Source organism: Pseudomonas sp. FSL R10-1339 (assembly GCF_009600545.1).
Taxonomy (GTDB): domain Bacteria; phylum Pseudomonadota; class Gammaproteobacteria; order Pseudomonadales; family Pseudomonadaceae; genus Aquipseudomonas; species Aquipseudomonas bubulae.
On record NZ_WIVQ01000063.1, the window covers coordinates 1 to 21506 of the forward strand.

At 58.8% G+C, this 21506-nt stretch carries 17 protein-coding genes; 7 read left to right on the plus strand and 10 right to left on the minus strand.

From position 1 onward, the window contains the following. Positions 1 to 239: 239 nt before the first annotated feature. Positions 240 to 710, minus strand: coding sequence for a hypothetical protein (locus GHO03_RS16845; protein WP_095002401.1), 471 nt, complete (start codon positions 708 to 710; stop codon positions 240 to 242). A 373-nt stretch (positions 711 to 1083) separates the two neighbouring features. Here GHO03_RS16845 and GHO03_RS16850 point away from each other — a divergent pair, with 373 nt between their 5' ends. After that, complete coding sequence (locus tag GHO03_RS16850) at positions 1084 to 1317, plus strand: hypothetical protein (protein WP_095002400.1); 234 nt, start codon at positions 1084 to 1086, stop codon at positions 1315 to 1317. A gap of 9 nt (positions 1318 to 1326) precedes the next feature. Here GHO03_RS16850 and GHO03_RS16855 read toward each other — a convergent pair whose 3' ends face one another. From GHO03_RS16855 to GHO03_RS16865, 3 genes are all read right to left on the minus strand, one after another. After that, positions 1327 to 1545, minus strand: coding sequence for a hypothetical protein (locus GHO03_RS16855; RefSeq protein ID WP_095018859.1), 219 nt, complete (start codon positions 1543 to 1545; stop codon positions 1327 to 1329). Positions 1546 to 1676: 131 nt separating this feature from the next. Continuing rightward, a complete protein-coding gene (locus tag GHO03_RS16860) occupies positions 1677 to 3011 on the minus strand; it encodes a phospholipase effector Tle1 domain-containing protein (protein ID WP_153400226.1) in 1335 nt (444 codons plus the stop codon). Between the two features lie 196 nt (positions 3012 to 3207). After that, a complete protein-coding gene (locus GHO03_RS16865; protein ID WP_016780464.1) occupies positions 3208 to 3612 on the minus strand; it encodes a TraR/DksA family transcriptional regulator in 405 nt (134 codons plus the stop codon). Positions 3613 to 4323: 711 nt separating this feature from the next. On the opposite strand from GHO03_RS16865, the gene GHO03_RS16870 reads away from it, so the two are divergent. Together GHO03_RS16870 and GHO03_RS16875 are read left to right on the plus strand one after the other, a co-directional pair. Beyond that, on the plus strand, positions 4324 to 5040 hold the full coding sequence (locus tag GHO03_RS16870) for an HPP family protein (RefSeq protein WP_095002397.1): 717 nt from the start codon (positions 4324 to 4326) through the stop codon (positions 5038 to 5040). Positions 5041 to 5182: 142 nt separating this feature from the next. Beyond that, the gene (locus GHO03_RS16875; protein ID WP_095002396.1) at positions 5183 to 6259 is read left to right on the plus strand and encodes a GGDEF domain-containing protein; all 1077 of its coding nucleotides are present in this window, start codon (positions 5183 to 5185) and stop codon (positions 6257 to 6259) included. A gap of 142 nt (positions 6260 to 6401) precedes the next feature. Here GHO03_RS16875 and GHO03_RS16880 read toward each other — a convergent pair whose 3' ends face one another. The 5 genes from GHO03_RS16880 to tpx form a co-directional block, all read right to left on the minus strand. Then, the gene (locus tag GHO03_RS16880; RefSeq protein ID WP_095021211.1) at positions 6402 to 7835 is read right to left on the minus strand and encodes an efflux transporter outer membrane subunit; all 1434 of its coding nucleotides are present in this window, start codon (positions 7833 to 7835) and stop codon (positions 6402 to 6404) included. Then, complete coding sequence (locus GHO03_RS16885; protein WP_095018856.1) at positions 7832 to 10939, minus strand: efflux RND transporter permease subunit; 3108 nt, start codon at positions 10937 to 10939, stop codon at positions 7832 to 7834. Before GHO03_RS16885 ends, GHO03_RS16880 begins: the two co-directional genes overlap by 4 nt. Then, positions 10936 to 14037, minus strand: coding sequence for an MdtB/MuxB family multidrug efflux RND transporter permease subunit (locus GHO03_RS16890; protein ID WP_153400227.1), 3102 nt, complete (start codon positions 14035 to 14037; stop codon positions 10936 to 10938). Before GHO03_RS16890 ends, GHO03_RS16885 begins: the two co-directional genes overlap by 4 nt. Then, entirely contained in the window at positions 14034 to 15341 is a 1308-nt protein-coding gene (locus GHO03_RS16895; RefSeq protein WP_256668662.1) for an MdtA/MuxA family multidrug efflux RND transporter periplasmic adaptor subunit, read from the minus strand. Before GHO03_RS16895 ends, GHO03_RS16890 begins: the two co-directional genes overlap by 4 nt. 275 nt (positions 15342 to 15616) lie before the next feature. Continuing rightward, positions 15617 to 16117, minus strand: a complete 501-nt coding sequence (gene tpx / locus GHO03_RS16900) for a thiol peroxidase (RefSeq protein WP_095002391.1) — start codon at positions 16115 to 16117, stop codon at positions 15617 to 15619. 255 nt (positions 16118 to 16372) lie between these two features. Here tpx and GHO03_RS16905 point away from each other — a divergent pair, with 255 nt between their 5' ends. Further along, positions 16373 to 17164: a hypothetical protein gene (locus GHO03_RS16905; protein WP_095002390.1), complete on the plus strand. Its 792-nt coding sequence runs from the start codon at positions 16373 to 16375 to the stop codon at positions 17162 to 17164. 9 nt (positions 17165 to 17173) lie between these two features. Next, on the plus strand, positions 17174 to 18592 hold the full coding sequence (locus GHO03_RS16910; RefSeq protein WP_153400229.1) for a DUF1254 domain-containing protein: 1419 nt from the start codon (positions 17174 to 17176) through the stop codon (positions 18590 to 18592). 171 nt (positions 18593 to 18763) lie between these two features. Here the strand turns inward: GHO03_RS16910 and GHO03_RS16915 are convergent, their stop codons facing one another. Next, complete coding sequence (locus GHO03_RS16915) at positions 18764 to 19432, minus strand: DUF3313 domain-containing protein (protein ID WP_095018852.1); 669 nt, start codon at positions 19430 to 19432, stop codon at positions 18764 to 18766. 337 nt (positions 19433 to 19769) lie between these two features. On the opposite strand from GHO03_RS16915, the gene ccoN reads away from it, so the two are divergent. Next, positions 19770 to 21197 carry a cytochrome-c oxidase, cbb3-type subunit I gene (gene ccoN, locus GHO03_RS16920; RefSeq protein ID WP_095021219.1) on the plus strand — a complete coding sequence of 476 codons (1428 nt, stop codon included), beginning with the start codon at positions 19770 to 19772 and terminating at the stop codon, positions 21195 to 21197. A 57-nt stretch (positions 21198 to 21254) separates the two neighbouring features. Continuing rightward, the gene (locus GHO03_RS16925) at positions 21255 to 21485 is read left to right on the plus strand and encodes a hypothetical protein (protein ID WP_095018850.1); all 231 of its coding nucleotides are present in this window, start codon (positions 21255 to 21257) and stop codon (positions 21483 to 21485) included. Positions 21486 to 21506: the final 21 nt, after the last annotated feature.

Consider the following 21506-nt stretch of genomic DNA (forward strand, 5'->3'; position numbering starts at 1 on the left):
AAGCAGCTATCGGCCTCCCCGAAACGCTTTTTGTACACGCCCCGGCATTTTCTTGGGCACCGGGAAAACATACAAGCTGCTGGCGTAGGAACGAGGCTGCGTTGTGCTGCGCAGCAGCCCCAAAACAGGCACTGCGGTCTGCCAGTCAAACCCGGCTCACCGGGTTTACGACGGCTTCGCCGCCGGACGTAGCCTCGTTCTACTCGTCAACTGCTACAGGTGTTTTGCTCAGGTTTCGGTCACTCTTTGCTGGCCTTGAACGCCAGCTCGCCCTTGGGCCATTTGGCCGCTTTGGCGGTCACTGCCTTGAGGGTCTTGCTCAGGCCTTCCTTGAGCTGCTCCTGGGCTGCGAAGATCAGCATCACGGTCTGACCTTCCTTGAACACGATACCTTCGCCCAGAGGCGAGCTGACATAGGCGTAGTCACCGATGCCGTAGATCGTCATTTTGATATCGCGAAATTTGATTTCGAACTTGCCACCTTCGCGGCTGGGCAAGACTGCTGCGCGAAAATGATCACCGACCTTGAGCCCGAGACCTGGTTTGTCATCTACCACCAGCGCTGATTCAGTATCGATTTCAGCGATGTAAATACCTTCAGCGTTCTGCTCGGTAACGTACACAAAGCGGGACTGGAACAGTTTGACCAAACGTGCCCGCAAATCACCCAGAACAAACAACGCATGCATTTCCAGATTGCTGACTGCCAACGAAAAACCCTCGAAAACGTGAAGTGGCGCTACCAGAACAAATAACAGGCAGCAGAAAAAAGGCCTCAGCCCACTTATTAAAAAACCGGGTACAGCAAAATCTCCTGGCTGATGGGGCAAGGAGTGGCATGTGACTTCAAGACTAAAAATACGACAGGACCACCATTCTACCGGCTCATGCCCGAAGTTGGGTATACACATCCACTTCTCAGTCAGGGAATCCGTAAATTTTTCTTGATTGAGGCCCGGTTCTACAGGGCTTTCGTCGTTAACTGCGCCGCTGGCTGTCAACAACTGCCATACTGGCCGAAAAATCAGCCTGGCCCATGCCGCCGGGTTGTCCGGCTTCATTACCTCGAAGGGAAAGCGACACGTGACGGAATTTGATATTGGCGAATTTTTTATCCGCGGCGAGTCCAAAGAAGTCGATGGTGAGTTTCAGGCCGTGATCGTGATGCGCGCCAAGCCACCGTTGAAAACCGTGACTTACCATCAGGTCGAGAAAGACCGCTGGTTCAAGACCGCCGAGCAGGCTGAAATTGCCGCCAGGGGTTCGGCGCAGGAATTGAAGCTCGCAGTGGACGCAGGCGCCCTGAACGCATCTTGACGTAACCCGTCAAGCACGCTGAGCCCGAGCCTGCATTGCGCACGCGCCAGCGCTCAGCTGCGCCAGCCAGGCAGCGCGACACTCTTCAGCTTCCATGCGGCTGGAGAACGCCGTCCCGCGTTGCTCGCCGTTGACCAGCACAACCCAGCAGGCCTTCTGCCCCGTGGCCCGCAACCCCTTGGGGACACCCGAACCGATCATCACGGCAACATCTACCCGATTGGACATGGTGGATACTCCAACTATTTAGTTAGTCACCTAACGATGTCGGCCATCTTAAAGAGTTAAGGACGCTGGAAAAAGCTATGCCCTGCATAGCTGCATTGCATCAGCGGTAACAATATCCCCTGTATGCGGGCTCAAACCGGCGGTTTTTGCTCGAAAACATTGCGCCCGCCCTCTTGGGCAATATTGAAAAACGCCTTGTCGAGTACCCCTAGCCCCTGGCCCACATTGGCATTGAAATTGGCCGATTGATGAACGTAGCGCTGACGCAACAAGCGCTCCTGGGCAGGGGTGAGCTTGATTGTACTTTTCAGTACCTGCGCTTCGAGCCTTGCAGCGATGGGCAACAGTTCATCAGGCAAGGCATCCTGGGCACTGTTCAAGGCGGCAAAGGGCACACCCTGTTTGCATGCCAGCGAATGCATGATGCGCAGATACACACGGGAAAGATGACCCAGCACCCGGCGCTGCATAAAGACGGCGGCCTGGACGCGCTTCATCGGGTCCTGGCGGCTGCCGGCCTTCTGCTCTTCGGTGCGCACTTGCACGAAGTCCTGCTCAGCGAGCGGATCAATCAAATCCCTTGCTTGCCAGTCCAGCAACTGCGCCTGGGCCAGCTTCCAGGCACTGGTCAGCCTGATGGGTGTGGACGGGCTGACCAGATTGCTTTGCCAGCGCGTCAACTGCACCTGCTCTTGCATCTCGACCGGATAACCGCCGCCAAGATCGGCATGGACTCCGGGCAGGGATATATCCAGCGGCCATTGCGGGGCAATGCGGGTCAGGGAAAAATTGCGTCGGTATTCATCCCGCGCACAAAGTTGCACCACCTGTTGCGCGCAGTCAGGCCCCAGATACAGATTGAGCCCCGGATTGATGTCATCCCCCACATCACCCAGGTCCTCCAGCCCGCCCATGGCTGCAACAGTATCGAAGAGCCCGATAAACTCGATGCTGCACTTGAAGTCAGAAGCCAGCGCAAACTGCTGCGTGAAGGCCGTGGCATGCACCTTGTTGGCAAAGTGGCGGGCTGCGGCAGCGCCGCGGCTGAAGCCAAAAAGGTCAAGTTGCAGACGGCTCAGGGTATTGGCGGGAGCCAGCCGTAGAAATTGCGCCAGACATTGGCTCAGTTGCTCCAGGGCCTCATCGGCCTTGCCCAGCACCCCGGTGCGCCCACGGCCATAGGTCAGGCCCGGGAAGGAGGTATCAACTGCCCCTGTGGTTGTGCCAATACCGCCGACGTAGAGCGAAGTCAGCGCCTGTGAATCCTTGAACGTCGTTTGCACAGGGTAGTGCCGGTGCAGGCGGGCGATATTGGTGGGTTCACCGGCATAACTGCTGCCGGGTTCGACCTTGAGGCCCCGGGCCTGGCGCTCGCGGCCCGAGAGGATATTGAACTGGTTATTGGCCGTGCCATCAAAAAAAATACCGACACGCAATACATACCCCGTATTGCTTGAGTGACTCATGACACTGGCCCTCGTTCTTTTCAGCTTCGCGTGGAAACGCCGTGCCAAATATAAAGGGGCATGACCAAAACACTCAGCTCAACGTCAGGTTTAAATTTTTACGGGGAATTACAACAGAGGCCAGGGCGACAGCGCGGACGGCTGCGCAGCCCAAGCTACCGGAACCGCAGGACACGGCTCCGGCAAGGTCAAGCCTTCAGGCTTGACGCTGATGCTTGTCGATTTGCTCGTGACGCTCTTGAGCTTCGATGCAGTACTTGGTGGTAGGGCTGATCAGCAGGCGCTTGAGGCCAATTGCATCGCCACTGTCATCACACCAGCCGAAGCTGTCATCCTTGATACGTTCCAGCGCCTGTTCGAGCTGGGGCAGCATGCGCTGATCACGGTCGATGGCGTTCACCAGCCAGGTGCGCTCTTCTTCAACCGAAGCAGCGTCGGCCGGGTCAGCCGGAGTGTCCAGGCTCTCGATCGCGATGCGGTTCTGCTCGATACGCTCGTGGGTTTCGACCTTCATGTTTTGCAGCAACTCGCTGAAAAAAGCATGTTGCTCGGCATTCATGTAGTCATCCGCCGGCATGGCCAGCAACTTATCCTTTGTCATTGATTTCTCTATAAAAAATACGTGCATTAAGGCGAATTAGGGAGCGTTCTGACCGATCTTCATCCCAACCAGTTAGGTGCCATCTATTTCAAGCGCCACCCGGCACTCAATTTACGAGGGGCGGCAGTCTAAGGCCGAGTTATCGACTCAGCAACTGAAAACACACCTATTTGTCCAGCAAAACCTGGAAAGTGACGAAAAACGTGCTCAGCGGGGCTAATGGAGTGCGTTTATAGCAAGAAATTCAATGCGCAGGCTGAAAATCCCCTGCCAGGTGCGATGACCCACAGCTGGTGGGTCATCTCTATATTGTTAAGGGCGAGACCCGCGCACCCGAACCGGGCACGCCGATAAAACCGCGAAATGCCCTGCTCGTAATAAAAGAACCACTGGCCAATACAGCCCTGCCGTGTGCAACCAGATCGAGCGACGTTTAGTAAGCAATGGGGTGCATGAGCGCGTATTGGGCCAACTTTTCATGGCTGGCTCGCCCGGGAAACCGGGCAGCCATGCCCAGGTAATGCTCCACCCCACCAAGCATCAATTTAAATGCACTTAACCATCATTATTATGCATTTGCGTATTGGTTAACGGCTGGGCAGACTGCTCGCGTTCCTCCCCCAGATGAAGGAACATTTTCAAGGGCTTGCCGGTTAACCCGCCAGGCCCTTTTTTTACCTTCCTGCTTCACAAAACCGGATTTACCTGACCATGCAAACCCGCTGGATCAGCCGCCTATTGCCTGCGGCTACGAACACCCGCCCCACCGAATGGAGCCGTGCCGCCATTGGCGTGTCCCTTGGCACACTATTCAGTGTGTGGTTCTGCAGCCTGTTCTATGGCCTGCCCGTGGCCATGCACCTGATCGGCCCGTTGGGCGCTTCGGCCATTTTGCTGTTTGCCGTGTCCTCGGGTGCACTGGCGCAACCCTGGTCGATTGTCGGCGGCTATCTGTGCGCCACGGTCGTGTCGCTGGGGGTGGTGCATTTTCTTGGCCGCAGCCTCGACAGCGCGTGCCTGGCCGTAGGTCTGGCAATGATCAGCATGTGCCTGCTGCGCTGCCTGCACCCGCCTGCAGGTGCACTGGCGCTGCTGGTGGTACTGGCCGACCCGGACAGTGCCAGTCTTGGCTGGGGCATGCTTGCACCGGTGATGCTCGGCGCAGTGTGCATGCTGCTCGCGGCGCTGGCCTATAACAACCTGACCCGCGTGCGTTACCCGAAAAAACCGTCCGAGCCGAGCCCTGCGGCCAGCACCGATCAGGCACCGATCAACCCGGGCATCAGTGCTGAAGATTTGCACCATGCGTTGCAGCAAATGGACGCATTTATCGACGTTACCCCCGAAGATCTCGAAGAGTTGATTCGAGCCAGCGAGCTGCATGCGCGCCGGCGCAGTATCGGTGAAGTGTTCAGCCAGAACGGTTGAGCCTGGGGCGCTGCCTGCCCTGCTTGCCCTGTATCGATAAGCGCCCAACTCCTGCTAGGGTTAACGAGGTAACCTGGGCGGCAGACATGCTTGAGTGCCTGATCACCCGGATTCCGCCATCCGACAGTGATCAAGGCTCGCAATGCTCAAAACCATTGAAAATGAGATCTCGAAACAGGCCGCCCCGCCCGCCTTGCAAGCTGAATTTGCCCAACATGATTTCGAAAAGCTGCGCAATTTTTGCAGCCTGACCTATATCACCAGCATTGCTATCTGGTTACTGTTCAACCTGATTGTCAGCACCAAGGGCGGCCAGGGGTTTACCGGCCTGTCCCTGCTGTTTATCAGCGTCATGGTGGGGTTGACCATTATTCTGGGCTTTGTCGGCAATTACCGGCACTTCGATGTACTCAATACGGTTTTCGTAGCCATCATCACACTCGGTTTGCGCCTGATCATTTTCGGCCTGCCAGCCGAGACCCAGCCGATCTGGCTGGCACTCGCCACCTCAAGCATTCTTTATAGCGCGTCGGTGCTGCCGCTCAGCCGCTGGGCGTTTCTCGCCGTTGCCGCCATCAGCTGTGTCACCCTCAACCCTTTCCTGATGGCCGATGTCTCGGTCATGGATCTGCGCGGCTTGCTGATCCTCTGCTACTTCACCTTTTTGTGCAGCCTGACCACCTACAGTTTTTTCAAGCTGCGCCGGATCAAGCTGCACAATTACACCATGTCCAAGTTACTGGTGGCCCAGGCCTACATCGATGCCCTGACCGAGATCCCCAACCGGCGCTCTTTCATGCTTCAGGCCGGGCATGTACTGCTGACCCGCCCCAGGGAGCACGACCACTATCTGGCGATGATCGATATCGACAATTTCAAGAAGGTCAACGACCAGTACGGCCATGATATTGGCGATGAGGTGCTCAAGCGTACGGCCGCCAGCATCAAGGCAGTGATGGCTGATTTTGCGTACGCACGGCTGGGTGGTGAGGAGTTTGCCGTGTACCTGCCCGGCGTGCGCCGCGAAGACGTCGAAGTACTGGCGCAGAGCCTGTGTCGCCGGGTGCGTGAAGATCCCGACGCACACCCAGTGACCATCAGTATCGGCCTGGCCCGGGTCGAAGAGGAAGACACCCTCAACCAGGCGCTGGCCAAGGCCGACAAGGCGCTGTACGGCTCCAAGCATGACGGCAAGGACAGGTTTACGTTTTATTCGTGAGCGGCTGGCAGATCGGGGGATATAGCGTAATTCGGCGAGCTGGCCGTATTGAGCCGGATCAAAAGCCCCTCACCCTGGCCCTCTCCCAGAGGGAGAGGGAACCAAGAGCAAAAGCGGATCAAGCTGGGGTGAGGGGTCTGCGTCAGTCGCTCAACTCGGTATTGCCATCCCAGCCGCCACCCAGCGCCGCAATCAGTTGCACACTGGCAATCAGACGGCTCTGCAGCAAGTTAAGTACGCTGCGCTCGGTGCTCAGGGCTGTTGTTTGCACCGAAACCACGTCCAGGTAAGCAATCAAGCCCGCCTTGTACTGGTTACTGGTCAGGCGCAACGACTCGCGGGCCGACTCCAGTGCCTGCTCCTGTACCACCGACTCATCGCCCAGGACCTTCAACTGCACCATGTAGTTTTCCACTTCCCGCAGACCGTCGAGCACGGTCTGGCGATACTTGGCCACCGTCTGGTCATACACCGCTTCATTGCGATCGACTTCTGCCGAGCGCTGGCCACCATCGAACAACGGCAGGGAGATTTTCGGCCCCACCGACCAGAAGCGGTTGGGCACGCTGATCCAGTCCTGATACTGACTGCTGCTGTAGCCACCCGACAGGCTCAAACTGAAATCGGGGTAGTAAGCCGCCTTGGCTACGCCAATGTTGGCGTTGGCAGCAATCACCGAGCGCTCCGCCGAAGCGATGTCAGGACGCCGCTCCAGCAGTTGCGACGGCAGGCTGACCGGGATCTGCGGCAACTTGGGTACGTTTTTAATTTCCGCCAGGTTGAACCCTGCTGGTGCTTGACCGGTGAGCACCGCTATTGCGTTTTCAAATTGCGCCCGCTGCCAGATCAGGTCGATCAGGCTGGCCTGGGTATTGCGCAACTGGGTTTGCGCCTGAGCCACCGCATCCTTGCCGGAAATTCCCGCACGGTACTGGTTTTCGCTCATTTTCAGTGAACGTTGATAGGCCTCGACCGTGGCTTCGAGCAAACGCTTCTGCTCATCGATCACCCGCAATTGCAGGTAGTTCTGCACCAGCTCCGACTGCTGGCTCAGGCGCATCGCCGCGAGATCGGCCAGGCTGGCCTCGGCACTCGCCTCGTTGGCTTCCAGACCACGGCGCAACTTGCCCCAAACGTCGGCCTCCCAGCTCACCCCGACCTGGGCATTCAAGGTGTCCCGTATGCCGCTGCTGGAGCTGGTCAGGCTGGAGTTTGAGCTGCCGGTGCCCTGGCTGGACCGGGTCTTGCCCACGCTAAGGTCGGCGCTGGGCAGGAACGCCCCGCGCGCACTGCGCACCAAGGCCTGGGCCTGACGGAACTGGGCTTCAGACTGCGCAACGCTCTGGTTGGCACTGTTGAGTTTGTCGACCAGCGCATTGAGCTGCGGGTCGCCATACAGCTCCCACCAGGCACCTCGGGCCAGTGAGTCGCTCGGATTGGCCTGGGTCCAGCCGGCTGCCTGCTTGTACTCAAGGGGCGCCGCCGTTTGCGGGCGCTGGTAGTCCGGGCCGATGGCACAGCCGCTAAGCAGCGCAACGGACAACGCCGGGGCAAGGAAAAACGAACGAGAGGTCATAGCGGAGTTTCCAGAGCAGCATCAGTGCGCACGCCGCGCCATTTGTTGAAGCGATGGCGCAGGCGGTCGAGATAGAGGTAAACCACAGGCGTGGTGTAAAGGGTCAGAATCTGGCTGAAGATCAGCCCGCCGATAATGGTCAGGCCCAGGGGCTGGCGCATTTCCGCGCCTTCGGCGCTGCTCAGCATCAGTGGCAAGGCACCGAGAATGGCCGCCAGGGTGGTCATCAGGATCGGCCTTAAACGTTGCAGGCAGGCACTGCGGATCGACGCTTGCGGGTCGAGGCCCGAATGACGTTCCAGTTGCAGGGCAAGATCGATCATCAAAATCGCGTTTTTCTTTACCACACCAATCAACAGGAACAGCCCCAGCAGTGAAATCAGGCTGAACTCCCCGCCCGTGAGGTAAATGCTCAACAACGCACCAACACCGGCAGACGGCAAGGTCGACAGAATGGTCAACGGGTGGATGTAACTCTCATAGAGAATCCCCAGCACCAGGTACACCGCTACCAAGGCGCCAAGAATCATGAACGGCTGGCTTTTTTGCGTGGCGGCAAAAGCATCGCCCGTACCGGCCATTTTCACGATCACTTCTTCCGGCAGGCCGAGCTTGGCCACCGCCCGTTCAATGGCTGCCGTACCCTGCTCCAGGGTGACACCGGGGGCCAGGTCGAACGCAATGCTCTCCGAGGCGAACTGGCCCTCGTGGGATACCCGGTCGTTCTGCAGACTGTTCTCATAGTGGGCAATGGCCGACAGCGGAATACGCTGGCCATCGGCGGTTATCACCTGCACCTGATTCAGGGTTTCGGGGTCCTGGGCGTACTTGGGGTTGACCTCCATCACCACCTGATACTGGTTCAGGCTGTCGTAGATGGTGGAAATCTGCCGCTGGCTGTAGGCGTTGTTGAGCACGGCAGTGACCATGTCCATATCCACCCCCAGGCGCTTGGCCTGGTCGCGATCAACCACCAGGGTCACCTGCTGGGCACCGCGGCCTTCACGGGCATCGATAGCGGTCAGCTCAGGCAATGCCTTGAACGCGGCCACCACTTTTGGATACCAGGTGCGCAACTCGCCCAGATCGCCGCTTTGCAGGATGTAGGAGTACTGCGAACTGGTCTGGTCACGCCCACCGCCAAACTGCAGGTCCTGGTCAGCCATCAGCATCAGGCGGCCGCCGGGCACTTTGGGCATGCTCTCGCGCAGACGTTCGATGACCTTTTGCGCCGACACCTTGCGCTCCGAGATCGGCTTGAGACGCACGATCATAAAGGCGTTGTTGGTGCCGCCATTGCCACCAATAAAACCGGCAACGCTTTCTACCGCAGGATCGGCCAGCACAGCCTTGCGGAAGATTTCCATTTTCGGCTGCATCACGCTGAACGACAGGCCGTCGTCGCCACGCACAAAACCGATCAGTTGCCCGGTGTCCTGTTGCGGCATAAAGGTTTTCGGCACCACCACATACAGCGCCACGTTAACGCCAATGGTCACCAGCAGGCTGAGCAATGTCAGGCGCTTGTGCCGCAGCACCCAGTCCAGGCTGCGTGCATAGCCGCTGACCATGCGCTGGTTAAGGCGGATGCTCCAGCGCTGCATGGCGTTTTCCGTGCCCGGCACATGGGGTTTTAGCCAGCGTGCGCAAAGCATGGGCGTGAGGGTCAGGGACACCACCAGCGACACCACGATCGAAGCGGCCAGGGTGATGGAAAACTCGCGGAACAAGCTCTCGACAATCCCGCCCATAAACAGGATCGAGAGGAACACTGCTACCAGTGACACGTTCATCGAGAGCAGGGTAAAACCGACTTCCTTGGCGCCCAGCATGGCCGCTTTCATGGGCGCCACACCGGCGTCGATATGCCGCGAGATGTTCTCCAGCACCACGATAGCGTCGTCCACCACCAGCCCGGTGGCCAAAATCAGCGCCATCAGCGACAGGTTGTTCAGCGAGAAGCCGTAGAGGTACATGATGGCAAAAGTGCCCACCAACGACACCGGCACCGCCAGCGTCGGAATCAGCGAAGCGCGGAAATTGCCGAGGAACAGGAACACCACCAGAATCACCAGCGCCACGGCGATCAGCAGGGTCATTTCGGCCTCGTGCAGCGTAGCCTTGATCACCGGTGAACGGTCCATGGCCAGGTTCAGCTGCACGCTTGCCGGCAGCACCGCCTGCAAGGCCGGCAACTGGGCCTTGATCGCGTTCACGGTCTCGATGATATTGGCCCCGGCCTGGCGGTTGACCACCAGCAGCACCGCCGCATCGTTATTGAAAAAACCGCTGTTGTAACGGTCTTCAACACTGTCCTTGACCTTGGCCACATGGCTCAGGCGCAGCGCCGCGCCATCCTGGTAACGGATGATCAGCGGTTCGTAGTCCTTGGCCTTTTCCAGCTGGTCGTTGGCCTGGATCTGCCAGTTGCGCTCGCCATCGGACACTGCGCCCTTGGGCCGGCGCACGTTGGCATTGGCAATGGTGTTGCGCACGTCATCCAGCGAGACGCCGTACTGGTTGAGCAGTTGCGGTTCCAGCTCGATGCGCACGGCGGGCAGCGAGCTGCCGCCAATCTGCACTTCACCTACACCCGGCACCTGGGACAGGCTTTGCGAAAGAATGGTCGAGGCCAGGTCATAGAGCTGGCCCTTGGACAACACCTCGGAGGTCAGCGATAACACCATGATCGGTGCTTGCGAGGGGTTGATCTTCTTGTAGGTGGGCATGCTTTTCATGCCGCTGGGCAGCAGGTTGCGCGAGGCGTTGATCGCCGCCTGCACCTCCCGCGCCGCGCCGTTGATGTCGCGGTCCTGATCGAACTGCAAAATCACCCGGGTCGAGCCCTGGCTCGAATTGCTGCTCATGGTATTGACCCCGGCAATCGCACCGAAGGCCCGCTCAAGCGGCGTGGCCACGGTAGATGCCATCACCTCGGGGCTGGCCCCGGGCAAACTGGCCGACACCACGATCACCGGGAAATCCATTTGCGGCAACGGCGACACGGGCAGCAAACCAAAGCTCACCCCGCCCAGCAACATGATTGCCAGGCTCAGCAGCATGGTGGCTACCGGGCGTTTGATAAACGGGCCGGACAGGTTCATACCGACGCCTGCTCAGCCTGGGCCGCATCACCACGCCAGCGACGACCCAAGCGATCGAAGTACAGATAGATCACGGGGGTAGTAAACAGGGTCAAGACCTGACTCACCAGCAAACCACCGACCATCACCAGACCCAGGGGCTGGCGCAATTCTGCCCCGGAACCGGTGGCCAGCATCAGCGGTACGGCACCAAACAACGCTGCCAGGGTGGTCATCAGGATCGGCCGGAAGCGCAACAGTGCCGCCTGATAGATCGCCTGCTCCGGCGCCATGCCCTGATTGCGCTCGGCGTCGAGGGCGAAGTCGATCATCATGATTGCGTTTTTCTTGACGATACCGATCAGCAGGATGATGCCGATAATCGCAATCATGCCCAGGTCATTGCCGCTGAGGATCAGCGCCAGCAAGGCACCCACTGCTGCCGATGGCAGGGTGGAGAGAATGGTGATCGGGTGGATGTAGCTCTCATAGAGCACCCCCAGCACGATATACATGGTCACCACCGCCGCCAGAATCAGCAGCAAAGTGCTCGACAACGAAGCCTGGAACGCCTGCGCGGCACCCTGGAATTCGGTCTTGACCCCCACCGGCATGCCGATGTCCTTCTGCACCTGATCGATCAGTTCCACGGCCTGGCCCAATGCCACGCCGGGCGCGAGGTTGAACGAGACCATTACCGAAGGGAACTGGCCGATATGGGAAATGGCCAGTTGTGCCTGACGCTCCTCGACCCGGGCCAGGCTCGACAGCCGCACCTGGCCACCATCGGTGGTCTTGACGTGGATCTGATGCAGCGCCTGCGGGCCGATTTTCTCGCCGTCCTTGGCCTGCAAGACCACGCGGTACTGGCTGGCCTGGGTGTAAATGGTCGAAATCTGCCGCTGACCGAAAGCGTCATACAGGGCATCGGTAATATTGGCCACCGACACGCCCAGGCGTGATGCCGCATCGCGGTCGATCACCAGGTATACCTGCAGCCCCTTGTCCTGCAGGTCACTGGCCACATCGACCAGTTCAGGCTGATTGGACAACGCGGTGACCAGTTTCTGCGTCCAGGTGCTGAGCATGTCAGCATCCGGGGATGACAGGCTGAACTGGTACTGGGTACGGCTGACGCGGTCTTCGATGGTCAGGTCCTGCACCGGCTGCATAAACAGGCGGATGCCCGACAGCTTGTCCAGTTGCGGCTGCAGCCGCGCAATCACCTCGATGGCACTGTCGCTGCGCTCGCTGTGGGGCTTGAGGTTGATCAGCATGCGACCGCTGTTGAGGGTCGGGTTATCCCCGTCCACGCCAATATAGGAGGACAGGCTCTCGACATCCGGGTCTTGCAGAATGATCTTGCCCAGCTCCTGCTGACGCTGACTCATGGCACTGAACGAAATCGATTGCGGCGCCTCGGAAATGCCCTGGATCACCCCGGTGTCCTGCACCGGGAAAAAGCCCTTGGGCACCACCATATACAGGAACACGGTCAAGGCCAGTGTACCGATGGCCACCAGCAGGGTCAGCGGCTGGTGCTTGAGCACCCACTGCAACATGCGCCCGTACTCGGCGATCATCCAGTCGATAAACGCGCCGCTGGCACGGTAGAACCGCCCCTGCTCTTCAGGCTTGGGTTCGGCCTTGAGCAGGCGCGCGCACATCATCGGGGTCAGGGTCAGCGAGACCACCAGCGAGATCAGGATCGCCACCGCCAGGGTGATGGCAAATTCGCGGAACAGGCGCCCCACTACATCGGCCATAAACAGCAGCGGGATCAATACCGCGATCAGCGACAGGGTCAGCGAGATCAGGGTGAAGCCGATCTGTTTGGCGCCCTTGAGCGCCGCTTGCATCGGGCTGTCACCTTCCTCGATATAGCGCGAGATGTTCTCCAGCATGACGATGGCATCATCGACCACAAAGCCGGTGGCGATGGTCAGGGCCATCAGCGTCAGGTTGTTGATGGAAAACCCGGCCAGGTACATCACGCCAAAGGTGCCGACCAGGGACAGCGGTACGGCAATCGACGGAATGAGGGTGGCGCTGGCCCTGCGCAGAAACAGGAAGGTCACCATCACCACCAGGGCGATGGCGATCAGCAATTCATGCTGCACATCGCGCACCGAGGCGCGAATGGTTTGTGTACGGTCGGTCAGCACCGTGACATCGATGCCGGCGGGCAGGTTGTCGGTAATGCTTGGCAGCAGTGCCTTGATCCGGTCCACCACCTCAATCACGTTGGCACCGGGCTGGCGCTGGATATTGAGCAGCACCGCCTGGTTTTCGTTGGCCCAGGCTGCGAGGCGCTCGTTCTCGTCGCCGTCGACAATTTCGGCCACGTCCTTGAGTCGCAGCGGTGCGCCGTTGTTATAGGCAAGAATCAGTTCGGCGTATTCTTGCGGGGTTTTCAGCTGGTCATTGGCGTCCAGCATCGACACCCGGGTAGGGCCGTCGAAGTTACCCTTGGGCTGGTTGACGTTGGACGCACCGATCAGGGTGCGCACATCGGCCAGGTTCAGGCCATTGGCAGCCAGCGCTTCAGGGTTGACCTTGATCCGCACCGCCTGGCGTTGCCCGCCAGCGATGCTGACCATGCCCACGCCGCTGATCTGGGCAATTTTTTGCGCCATGCGCGTATCGACCAGGTCATTGAGCTTGGGCAACAGCATGGTTTTGGAGCTGATGGCCAGGGTCAGTACCGGGGTATCCGCCGGGTTGACCTTGTTGTAAACCGGCGGTGCCGGCAAATCCTTGGGCAGCAGGTTGCTGGCGGCGTTGATCGCAGCCTGCACCTGTTGCTCGGCAACATCCATATTGATGTCGAGATTGAAACGCAGGGTCAGTACCGAAGCACCACCGGAACTGGTGGAGGCCATCTGCGTAAGCCCCGGCATTTGCCCGAACTGACGCTCAAGTGGTGCCGTCACTGCACTGGTCATCACATCCGGGCTGGCCCCGGGGTACAGGGTCATCACGCGGATGGTCGGGTAATCCACCTGGGGCAAGGCCGATACCGGCAGCAAGCGATAGGCGATGATCCCGGACAACACGATGGCCAGCATGCACAGCGTGGTTGCAACCGGGCGCAGGATAAACAGGCGCGACAGGTTCATTCGCGGGCCTTGGACTTGGTTTTGTCCGCGGCCGGGGTGGCATCGGTATCGGCACCGCCATCGAGCAGTTGCCCGGCAGCCGTTTCCGGTACGTCGGCACTGTCGTTGACCACTTCCACCGCGCCACCATCACGCAGACGGTCGGTACCTTCGAGTACTACACGATCACCGGGCTTGAGGCCTTCTTCGATCACGGTCACATCGCCATCGGTGGCACCCACTTTAATGCTGCGAATCTTGACCTTGTTGTCACCGTCCATGGCATACACGAACGAGCCGTTGGTGCCGTACTGAATCGCTGCAGTGGGAGCCAGCACCACGTTTTCAAGGGTGTCGGCCAACAGGCGTACAGTGACAAACTGGTTAGGGAACAGCGCCTGATCGCGGTTCTCGAACAGTGCCTTGAACTTCAGGGTGCCGGTGGTGATATCAATCTGATTGTCGATGCTGCTCAACACACCGACTGCCAGCTCTTTGGTATCGCCACGGTTCCAGGCCTGCACCGGCATTTTCGCGCCGCTGCGATAACGCTCAAGCACCAGCGCCAGGTTGGTCTCGGGCAAGGTGAAACTGACCACAATCGGCTCGGTCTGGGTGATCACCACCAAGGCCGTGGCGTCGTTGGCTGCTACCAGATTACCGACGTCCAGCTGACGCAGGCCCACACGGCCGCTGATCGGTGCGCGGATCTTGGTGAAATCCAGGTTCAGCCTGGCATCGTTGACCGCCGCCTGATTGGTCTTCACCGTGCCCTGATATTGGCTGACCAGCGCTTCGGCGGTGTCCAGGGTCTGTTTGGCGATACTGTCCTCGGCGTACAGCCCGCGGTAGCGCTGCACATCAACCTGGGCATTTTTCAGCTGGGCCTGGTTCTGCAGCAACGTGCCTTCGGCTTGCAGCAGGGCATTTTGATAACTGCGCGGGTCGATCTCAGCCAGCAGTTCGCCTGCCTTGACCATCTGCCCTTCCTTGAAATAAACCTTGACCAGTTCCCCTGCTACACGGCTGCGCACATTGATGGTGTTCAATGCGGTCACCGTGCCCAGCGCCTTGTAGTAAATCGGGAAATCGCCCTGCGTTACTTCCGACACCCGCACCGGCACGGGCTGGGTCGAGCCACCAAAGCCCGGGCGCATCATGCCCGAGCGACCGGTGTGCCCGGCGGGCTGATCGGTCGCAGCCTTTTTTGCGGCAGACGGCCATAGCCACCAGCACAGGCCAAGGACTATCAGCAAGACCAGCAGGCCAAACAGCCAGAAACGGGATTTGTGGGAAACAGAGGATTGCATGGAGTGATCAACCATTAGCGCGAGCGATAATTTTCAGGAGGTGGAACGATAAGCAGTGCGGGCCGTTATGAAAAGGCTCTTTACCCGCTATTTACGTTATAGAGATGGCATTGAGATGAAGATCGACGAAATCTGTGGAATCTGTGTGGGAGCGAGCCTGCTCGCGAAGGCAGTCGACGGTGGTGCTTGAAGATTTCGCGAGCAGGCTCGCTCCCACCGATCAACAGGCCGTACAAAAAAAACGGCCTGGCACTTTAGGTGCCAGGCCGCTTCAGGTCTTGCAGTACGACTTACTTCAAAACAGCCAGGGCTGCTTCGTAGTTTGGCTCTTCAGCGATTTCTTTAACCAGCTCGCTGTGCAGCACGTTGTCGTTTTCGTCCAGCACCACCACCGCACGGGCAGTCAGGCCGGCCAACGGGCCATCAGCGATTGCCACGCCGTAGTTCTCGATAAACTCGCGGCCGCGCAGGGTCGACAGGTTTTGCACGTTTTCCAGGCCTTCAGCGCCGCAAAAGCGGGCCTGGGCGAATGGCAGGTCAGCCGAGATGTTCAGCACAACGGTGTTCGGCAAAGCGTTGGCTTCGGCGTTGAATTTGCGTACCGAAGTAGCGCAGGTTGGCGTATCAACGCTTGGGAAGATGTTCAGCACTTTGCGCTTGCCGGCAAAGCTCGCCAGTGTTGCATCGGACAAATCACCCGCAACCAGCGAAAACGCTGGTGCCTTGGAACCTACTGCAGGCAATTCGCCGTTGACTTGAACAGGGTTGCCTTTAAGCGTCACTTGAGCCATGAACGATGTCCTTTTTGACAGGTTGTTGAAGAGGCCGAAGTTAAACATGAATCAGCCGGGCTGACCTATGGATCGAACAAAAAATCTTATGCTCTGCGGCACTAAAAGACGATTCCTACAAGGCGCCATGCACCGCAGTTATTAGCTGTATTTTTGTGCCCGGGTGCGCAAAAAAGACGGAAATAGCCCCGACATAAGCGCCAGTTCCCTGCCAACTGCTAGCGTACATGGCTAGCGCCCAAGGAACAGGATCGCATGCCCATCACTCGCCTTGCCTCAAGTCTGTTGCTCACCCTGGCCCTGTACCCGGCTGCCGATGCATTGGCAGATAACGCCGAGACCGCCAACAAGAGCAACAACCCGCTGAATCTGGCCCCGGGGGTCAATCTGCAGGACTACTACACGCCGCAGGTGTACGACAGCAATATCCACACCAATGACGCCCTGCTGCGCGGCGCCCTGCCCGTGGCACCCAACGACGTTATCGGTGTACCGCAACTGTTGCGCGTGACGCTTCCGGTCAGCACCCGTCCAGACCCGCACGGTGGCTACAGCACCGGGATCGGCGACCTCAACCTGTTCGATATTTTCCTGCTCAAAACCGAAGGCGTGCAATTGGGCATTGGCCCGCAGATAACCGCACCCACTGCCGAGCATGACGAACTGGGCACCGGCAAGTGGCAAGCCGGCCTGGCGGCCATTGCCATCGATGCTTCGCCACGGGGCCTGCTGGGCGCACTGGTGCAGTATCAAAGCTCGTTTGCCGGGGACAGCGACCGCCAGCATGTCGAGAGCGCCACGTTCCAGCCCTTTATCATCCACAACCTGCCCAAGGGGTGGTATTTGCGCTCCACCGGCACCTGGACCTGGGACCTGAAAAACAACACCCACTACATCCCCGTCGGGCTGGGCGTGGGCAAGGCCTGGAAAGCCGGAAGCAACATCCTCAATGCCTTCGTTGAGCCGCAATGGACCGTGGAACGCAAGGGCGACGACCTGCCCCAGTTCACCCTGTTTGCCGGGATCAACGTCACCTTCGGAAAATAGGAACCTGCCATGCACATAAAGCAACCCGCCTGTCTGCTCGCTGCCTGCCTCTCCTTGGGGGCGGGCAATGCTGACGCCATCAATTTCAGCGCCTCACCCACCGAGGCTGCCAGCATCGCCAGGGAGGCCTACCTCTACGGCTTCCCCGTGGTGGAAATGTACAAGACCCTCTACACCCAGGCCGTAGACACGCAGGGCAAAAACTTCAAGGCGCCGTTCAATGAAATCGGCAATACCGCCATGGTATTTACCCCCAGGGATACCGCATTCGTGACGCCCAACTCGGACACGCCCTACTCATTCCTGTGGATGGATCTGCGTGCAGAGCCGCTGGTTCTGACCCTGCCTGCCATCGAGGATGGCCGCTACTACTCGACGCAACTGATCGACCTGTACACACAAAACTTCGCGTACCTGGGCACCCGCACCACAGGCAATAAAGGCGGCAATTACATGATCGCTGGGCCTGGCTGGACAGGGGAAAAACCGGCCGGTATCGACGCCGTGATTCCCAGCGAGAGTGCCATTGCCTACGGCCTGTACCGCACCCAGTTGTTCGATGACAAAGACCTGGCCAAGGTCAAGCACATCCAGAGCGGTTACAAGGTCCGGCCCCTGAGCCAGTTCCTGGGCAAACCCACGCCAGCTGCGGCGCCCACCGTGGACTGGCCCGCACCTGTTGCCGATATGAGCGACAGCCCCGAGCTGTTCAGGTACCTGAGTTTCATGCTCGCGTTTGCCCAGCCCCAGCCCAGCGAAGCGGCATTGCGCGAGCGTTTCAGGAAAATCGGGATTGAACCGGGCCAGCCCTTCAACCTCAATGAACTGACCCTTGAGCAGCGCACTTCACTGGAGGATGGAATTGCGGCAGGCAAAGCCGAGTTCGCACAATTCAAGCATGACAAGGTAGACACCCATAAAATCACCAGCGGTGACCTGTTCGGCTCCCGCGAACACCTGAACAACAATTACCTGTACCGCTATGCGGGCGCCAATATGGGAATTTTCGGCAACTCGGCCGCGGAGGCCAATTACATCGGTTACTTCGTCGACAATCAGCAGCACCCTGTCGACGCCTCCAGGGATCGCTACACCCTGCATTTCAACAAGGATGCACTGCCGCCCGCCAATGCGTTCTGGTCGCTGACGATGTATGACGGCAAAACCAAACTGCTGGTCGAAAACCCGATCAATCGCTACCTGATCAACTCGCGCATGCTGTCAGATCTCAAACGCAACGCTGATGGCAGCTTGACTCTGTATGTGCAGAACCAGCCGCCCGCCGGGGAGTGGCTAAACAACTGGCTGCCAGCACCTGACGGACCGTTTTATGGTGTATTGCGCATTTACATGCCCAAGCCCGAGGTCGCCAGCGGTGCATGGAAAATGCCCTTGCTAACGCCGGTGGTTAGCCAAACAGCTCCGTAGCAGCTGCCGAAGGCTGCGTCCGCGTAGTGCGGCCTTCGTAATGCCAGGGTGCACGGTATGGTCGTAGAACCTTGGATTCAGGTTCTACGACGGCTACACCGCCGAACGCAGCCTCACTCCGCTCGTCAGCTGCTACGCAATATCCGGGTCTGGTGGCTACACCGGGTACGTTTACTTGTTGAGTTTCAAATACGACTGATGCAAGTCCGAAGCCCAGGTATCGATCACGTTTTTCACGTCATCGGCCTTCATCGCCTGGCTGGCATTGGCCAGGGGCTTGCCTGTGCCCTTGCGCACTACCTGGGCCACTACATCCTGGCTTTTCCCGTCGATAAACACCGCCTCGGTGGCCAGTTGGGTTTCCTGGTCGCGGATCCCCGACGCTGTGCTCACCGCAGCCGCCACCAGCGCTACCGGAATGTACTCATACGGTGCCAGGCTTTCGGTTTCACTGCTCACCGCAGTGATGGCTGCACGCACCACAATCACGCCCGGCCCAGGGGCACTTGCCAGTGGCAATGATTTGCTCAGTTCGCGCTTGAGCGCCTGGTCGTAATACTGGGTAATACCATTGAGGGTGCTTTGCGGGATCTTTTCTGTCGGTTTTGGCGCCGGATATAACTGGGTCGGCTCGATATACACGCTGGTGTACTGTCCTGGCTTCAGTTTGGGGTCAATCCAGCGCATCACCTCAGCACCAGAGGGCGACTTGGCCTCTTTGAGGCGGCTGTAATCCTTCAAGAATCCGGAATATTCGTCAGGTTGCTGGACCTTGCTCGCACAACCGACCATCCCGATTGATGCAATGCACAACGTACCGATCATTAGACCAAGCTTCATTCTGTAGCTCCTGTAGGGGGCGCAGCCGTAGAAACGCGCCCTATAGGTATAGCCAAGCATTGAACAATCGCCGCAGAACCCGAATTGATCCGACAGCGATTGTGATCGAATGCTCAATACACATCGGCATACTTTTTACAGCTCAGTTCTATTTGGCTGTCAAGAAACACTCTAAAACCAGATCAGATGGGTAAATATTCGCCTGATCCAGCGCAAAATTGTGATCTGCATTAATTCTCGTTTTCTGAATCTGTTTTGTTTTTGCCCTGATTCCTAAAGTTCCCCCTGCGCCAGACCACGAGGCCTGGCAGGACTTTGAACCGTGGAAGACTTGAGCATGAGCACAGCACTGAACGGGCAGGCCTATAACTACAAGGTCGTCCGCCAATTCGCCATCATGACCGTGGTATGGGGCGTTGTCGGCATGGCCATGGGCGTGTGGATCGCCTCACAACTGGCCTGGCCGCAGATGAACCTCGACCTGCCCTGGACCACCTTCGGCCGCCTGCGCCCGCTGCATACCAGCTTGGTGATTTTCGGCTTTGCCGGCAGCGCGCAATTTGCCGCCAGCTACTACGCCGTACAGCGTACCTGCGGGGTGCGGTTGTATTCGGACAAACTCGCAGCCTTCACTTTTTGGGGCTGGCAGTCGGTGATCGTGATCATGCTGGTCACCCTGCCCCTGGGCTACACCACAACCAAGGAATACGCCGAAATCGAATTCACCGGCGCAGTCTGGCTGACGGTGGTATGGGTGGCCTACGCCATCGTGTTTTTCACCACGGTGGTACGCCGCAAAAGCAAGCACATCTATGTCGGCAACTGGTTTTTTGGCGCCTTTATCCTGGTGATCGCCATGCTCCATGTGGTCAACCACCTGGCCATTCCGGTGGACTGGTTTAAATCATATCCGGTGTACTCCGGCGCTACCGATGCCATGGTGCAGTGGTGGTACGGGCATAACGCCGTAGGTTTCTTCCTGACCACCGGTTTTCTGGGGATGATGTACTACTTCGTGCCCAAACAAGTCGGCAAGCCGATCTACTCCTATCGCCTGTCGATTGTGCATTTCTGGGCACTGATCACCCTCTATATCTGGGCCGGTCCGCACCACTTGCACTACACCGCCTTGCCCGACTGGGCGCAGTCTCTGGGCATGGCCATGTCGATCATCCTGCTGGCACCCAGTTGGGGCGGCATGATCAACGGCATGATGACCCTCTCGGGCGCCTGGCATAAATTGCGCACCGACCCGATCCTGCGTTTTCTGGTGCTGTCCCTGGCGTTCTACGGCATGTCGACCTTTGAAGGCCCGATGATGGCGATCAAGACCGTCAACGCCCTCTCCCACTACACCGACTGGACCATCGGTCATGTCCACGCCGGTGCCCTGGGCTGGGTGGCAATGATCACCTTTGGTGCGCTGTACCACATGATCCCGAAAATCTTCGGCCGCGAGCAAATGTACAGCACCAGCCTGATCAACCTGCACTTCTGGCTGGCCACCATCGGCACGGTGCTCTACATCGCCTCGATGTGGGTCAATGGCATCACCCAGGGTCTGATGTGGCGAGCTATCAACGATGACGGCACGCTGACTTATTCGTTTGTGGAATCGTTGCAGGCCAGCCACCCGGGCTTTGTAGTTCGCCTGGTGGGCGGATTGTTTTTCCTCTGCGGCATGTTGCTCATGGCCTGGAACGTCTGGCGCACGGTGCGTGCAGGCAACCTCAAGCAGGCCGAACTGACCGCACACATCGCCTGACCACGCTGCACCGCAGGCCCCAGGGCCTGCGGTACCCTACAGCAAGGAACCTTGCCCATGCTCGACATCGCCCTCAACAGCGCCGCGGTTATCAGCCTTTACTTTGCCGTAGGCTGGTGCCTGAAACACAAGACCGAAAACGACCTCGACGACGCCAGCCTGATTCCCTTTGCCGATGACCCGGAAGTAGCACGCCGGGTCGAGCTGGCCACCGGCAAAACCGTCAACGCCGTGCAGACCGCCGAACCAGAGCTGCGCAAGCCGGGATGGGGCACGCTCGACCTGTGAAAGCAGGGTAATGGCACTGCG

Bases quoted from the DNA above. Each gene is read 5' to 3' on its own strand.
- GHO03_RS16855 (WP_095018859.1), bottom strand. From the start codon at position 1,545: ATGTCCAATCGGGTAGATGTTGCCGTGATGATCGGTTCGGGTGTCCCC.
- GHO03_RS16860 (WP_153400226.1), bottom strand. From the start codon at position 3,011: ATGAGTCACTCAAGCAATACGGGGTATGTATTGCGTGTCGGTATTTTT.
- GHO03_RS16865 (WP_016780464.1), bottom strand. From the start codon at position 3,612: ATGACAAAGGATAAGTTGCTGGCCATGCCGGCGGATGACTACATGAAT.
- GHO03_RS16870 (WP_095002397.1), top strand. From the start codon at position 4,324: ATGCAAACCCGCTGGATCAGCCGCCTATTGCCTGCGGCTACGAACACC.
- GHO03_RS16875 (WP_095002396.1), top strand. From the start codon at position 5,183: ATGCTCAAAACCATTGAAAATGAGATCTCGAAACAGGCCGCCCCGCCC.
- GHO03_RS16880 (WP_095021211.1), bottom strand. From the start codon at position 7,835: ATGACCTCTCGTTCGTTTTTCCTTGCCCCGGCGTTGTCCGTTGCGCTG.
- GHO03_RS16885 (WP_095018856.1), bottom strand. From the start codon at position 10,939: ATGAACCTGTCCGGCCCGTTTATCAAACGCCCGGTAGCCACCATGCTG.
- GHO03_RS16890 (WP_153400227.1), bottom strand. From the start codon at position 14,037: ATGAACCTGTCGCGCCTGTTTATCCTGCGCCCGGTTGCAACCACGCTG.
- GHO03_RS16895 (WP_256668662.1), bottom strand. From the start codon at position 15,341: ATGGTTGATCACTCCATGCAATCCTCTGTTTCCCACAAATCCCGTTTC.
- tpx (WP_095002391.1), bottom strand. From the start codon at position 16,117: ATGGCTCAAGTGACGCTTAAAGGCAACCCTGTTCAAGTCAACGGCGAA.
- GHO03_RS16905 (WP_095002390.1), top strand. From the start codon at position 16,373: ATGCCCATCACTCGCCTTGCCTCAAGTCTGTTGCTCACCCTGGCCCTG.
- GHO03_RS16910 (WP_153400229.1), top strand. From the start codon at position 17,174: ATGCACATAAAGCAACCCGCCTGTCTGCTCGCTGCCTGCCTCTCCTTG.
- GHO03_RS16915 (WP_095018852.1), bottom strand. From the start codon at position 19,432: ATGAAGCTTGGTCTAATGATCGGTACGTTGTGCATTGCATCAATCGGG.
- ccoN (WP_095021219.1), top strand. From the start codon at position 19,770: ATGAGCACAGCACTGAACGGGCAGGCCTATAACTACAAGGTCGTCCGC.
- GHO03_RS16925 (WP_095018850.1), top strand. From the start codon at position 21,255: ATGCTCGACATCGCCCTCAACAGCGCCGCGGTTATCAGCCTTTACTTT.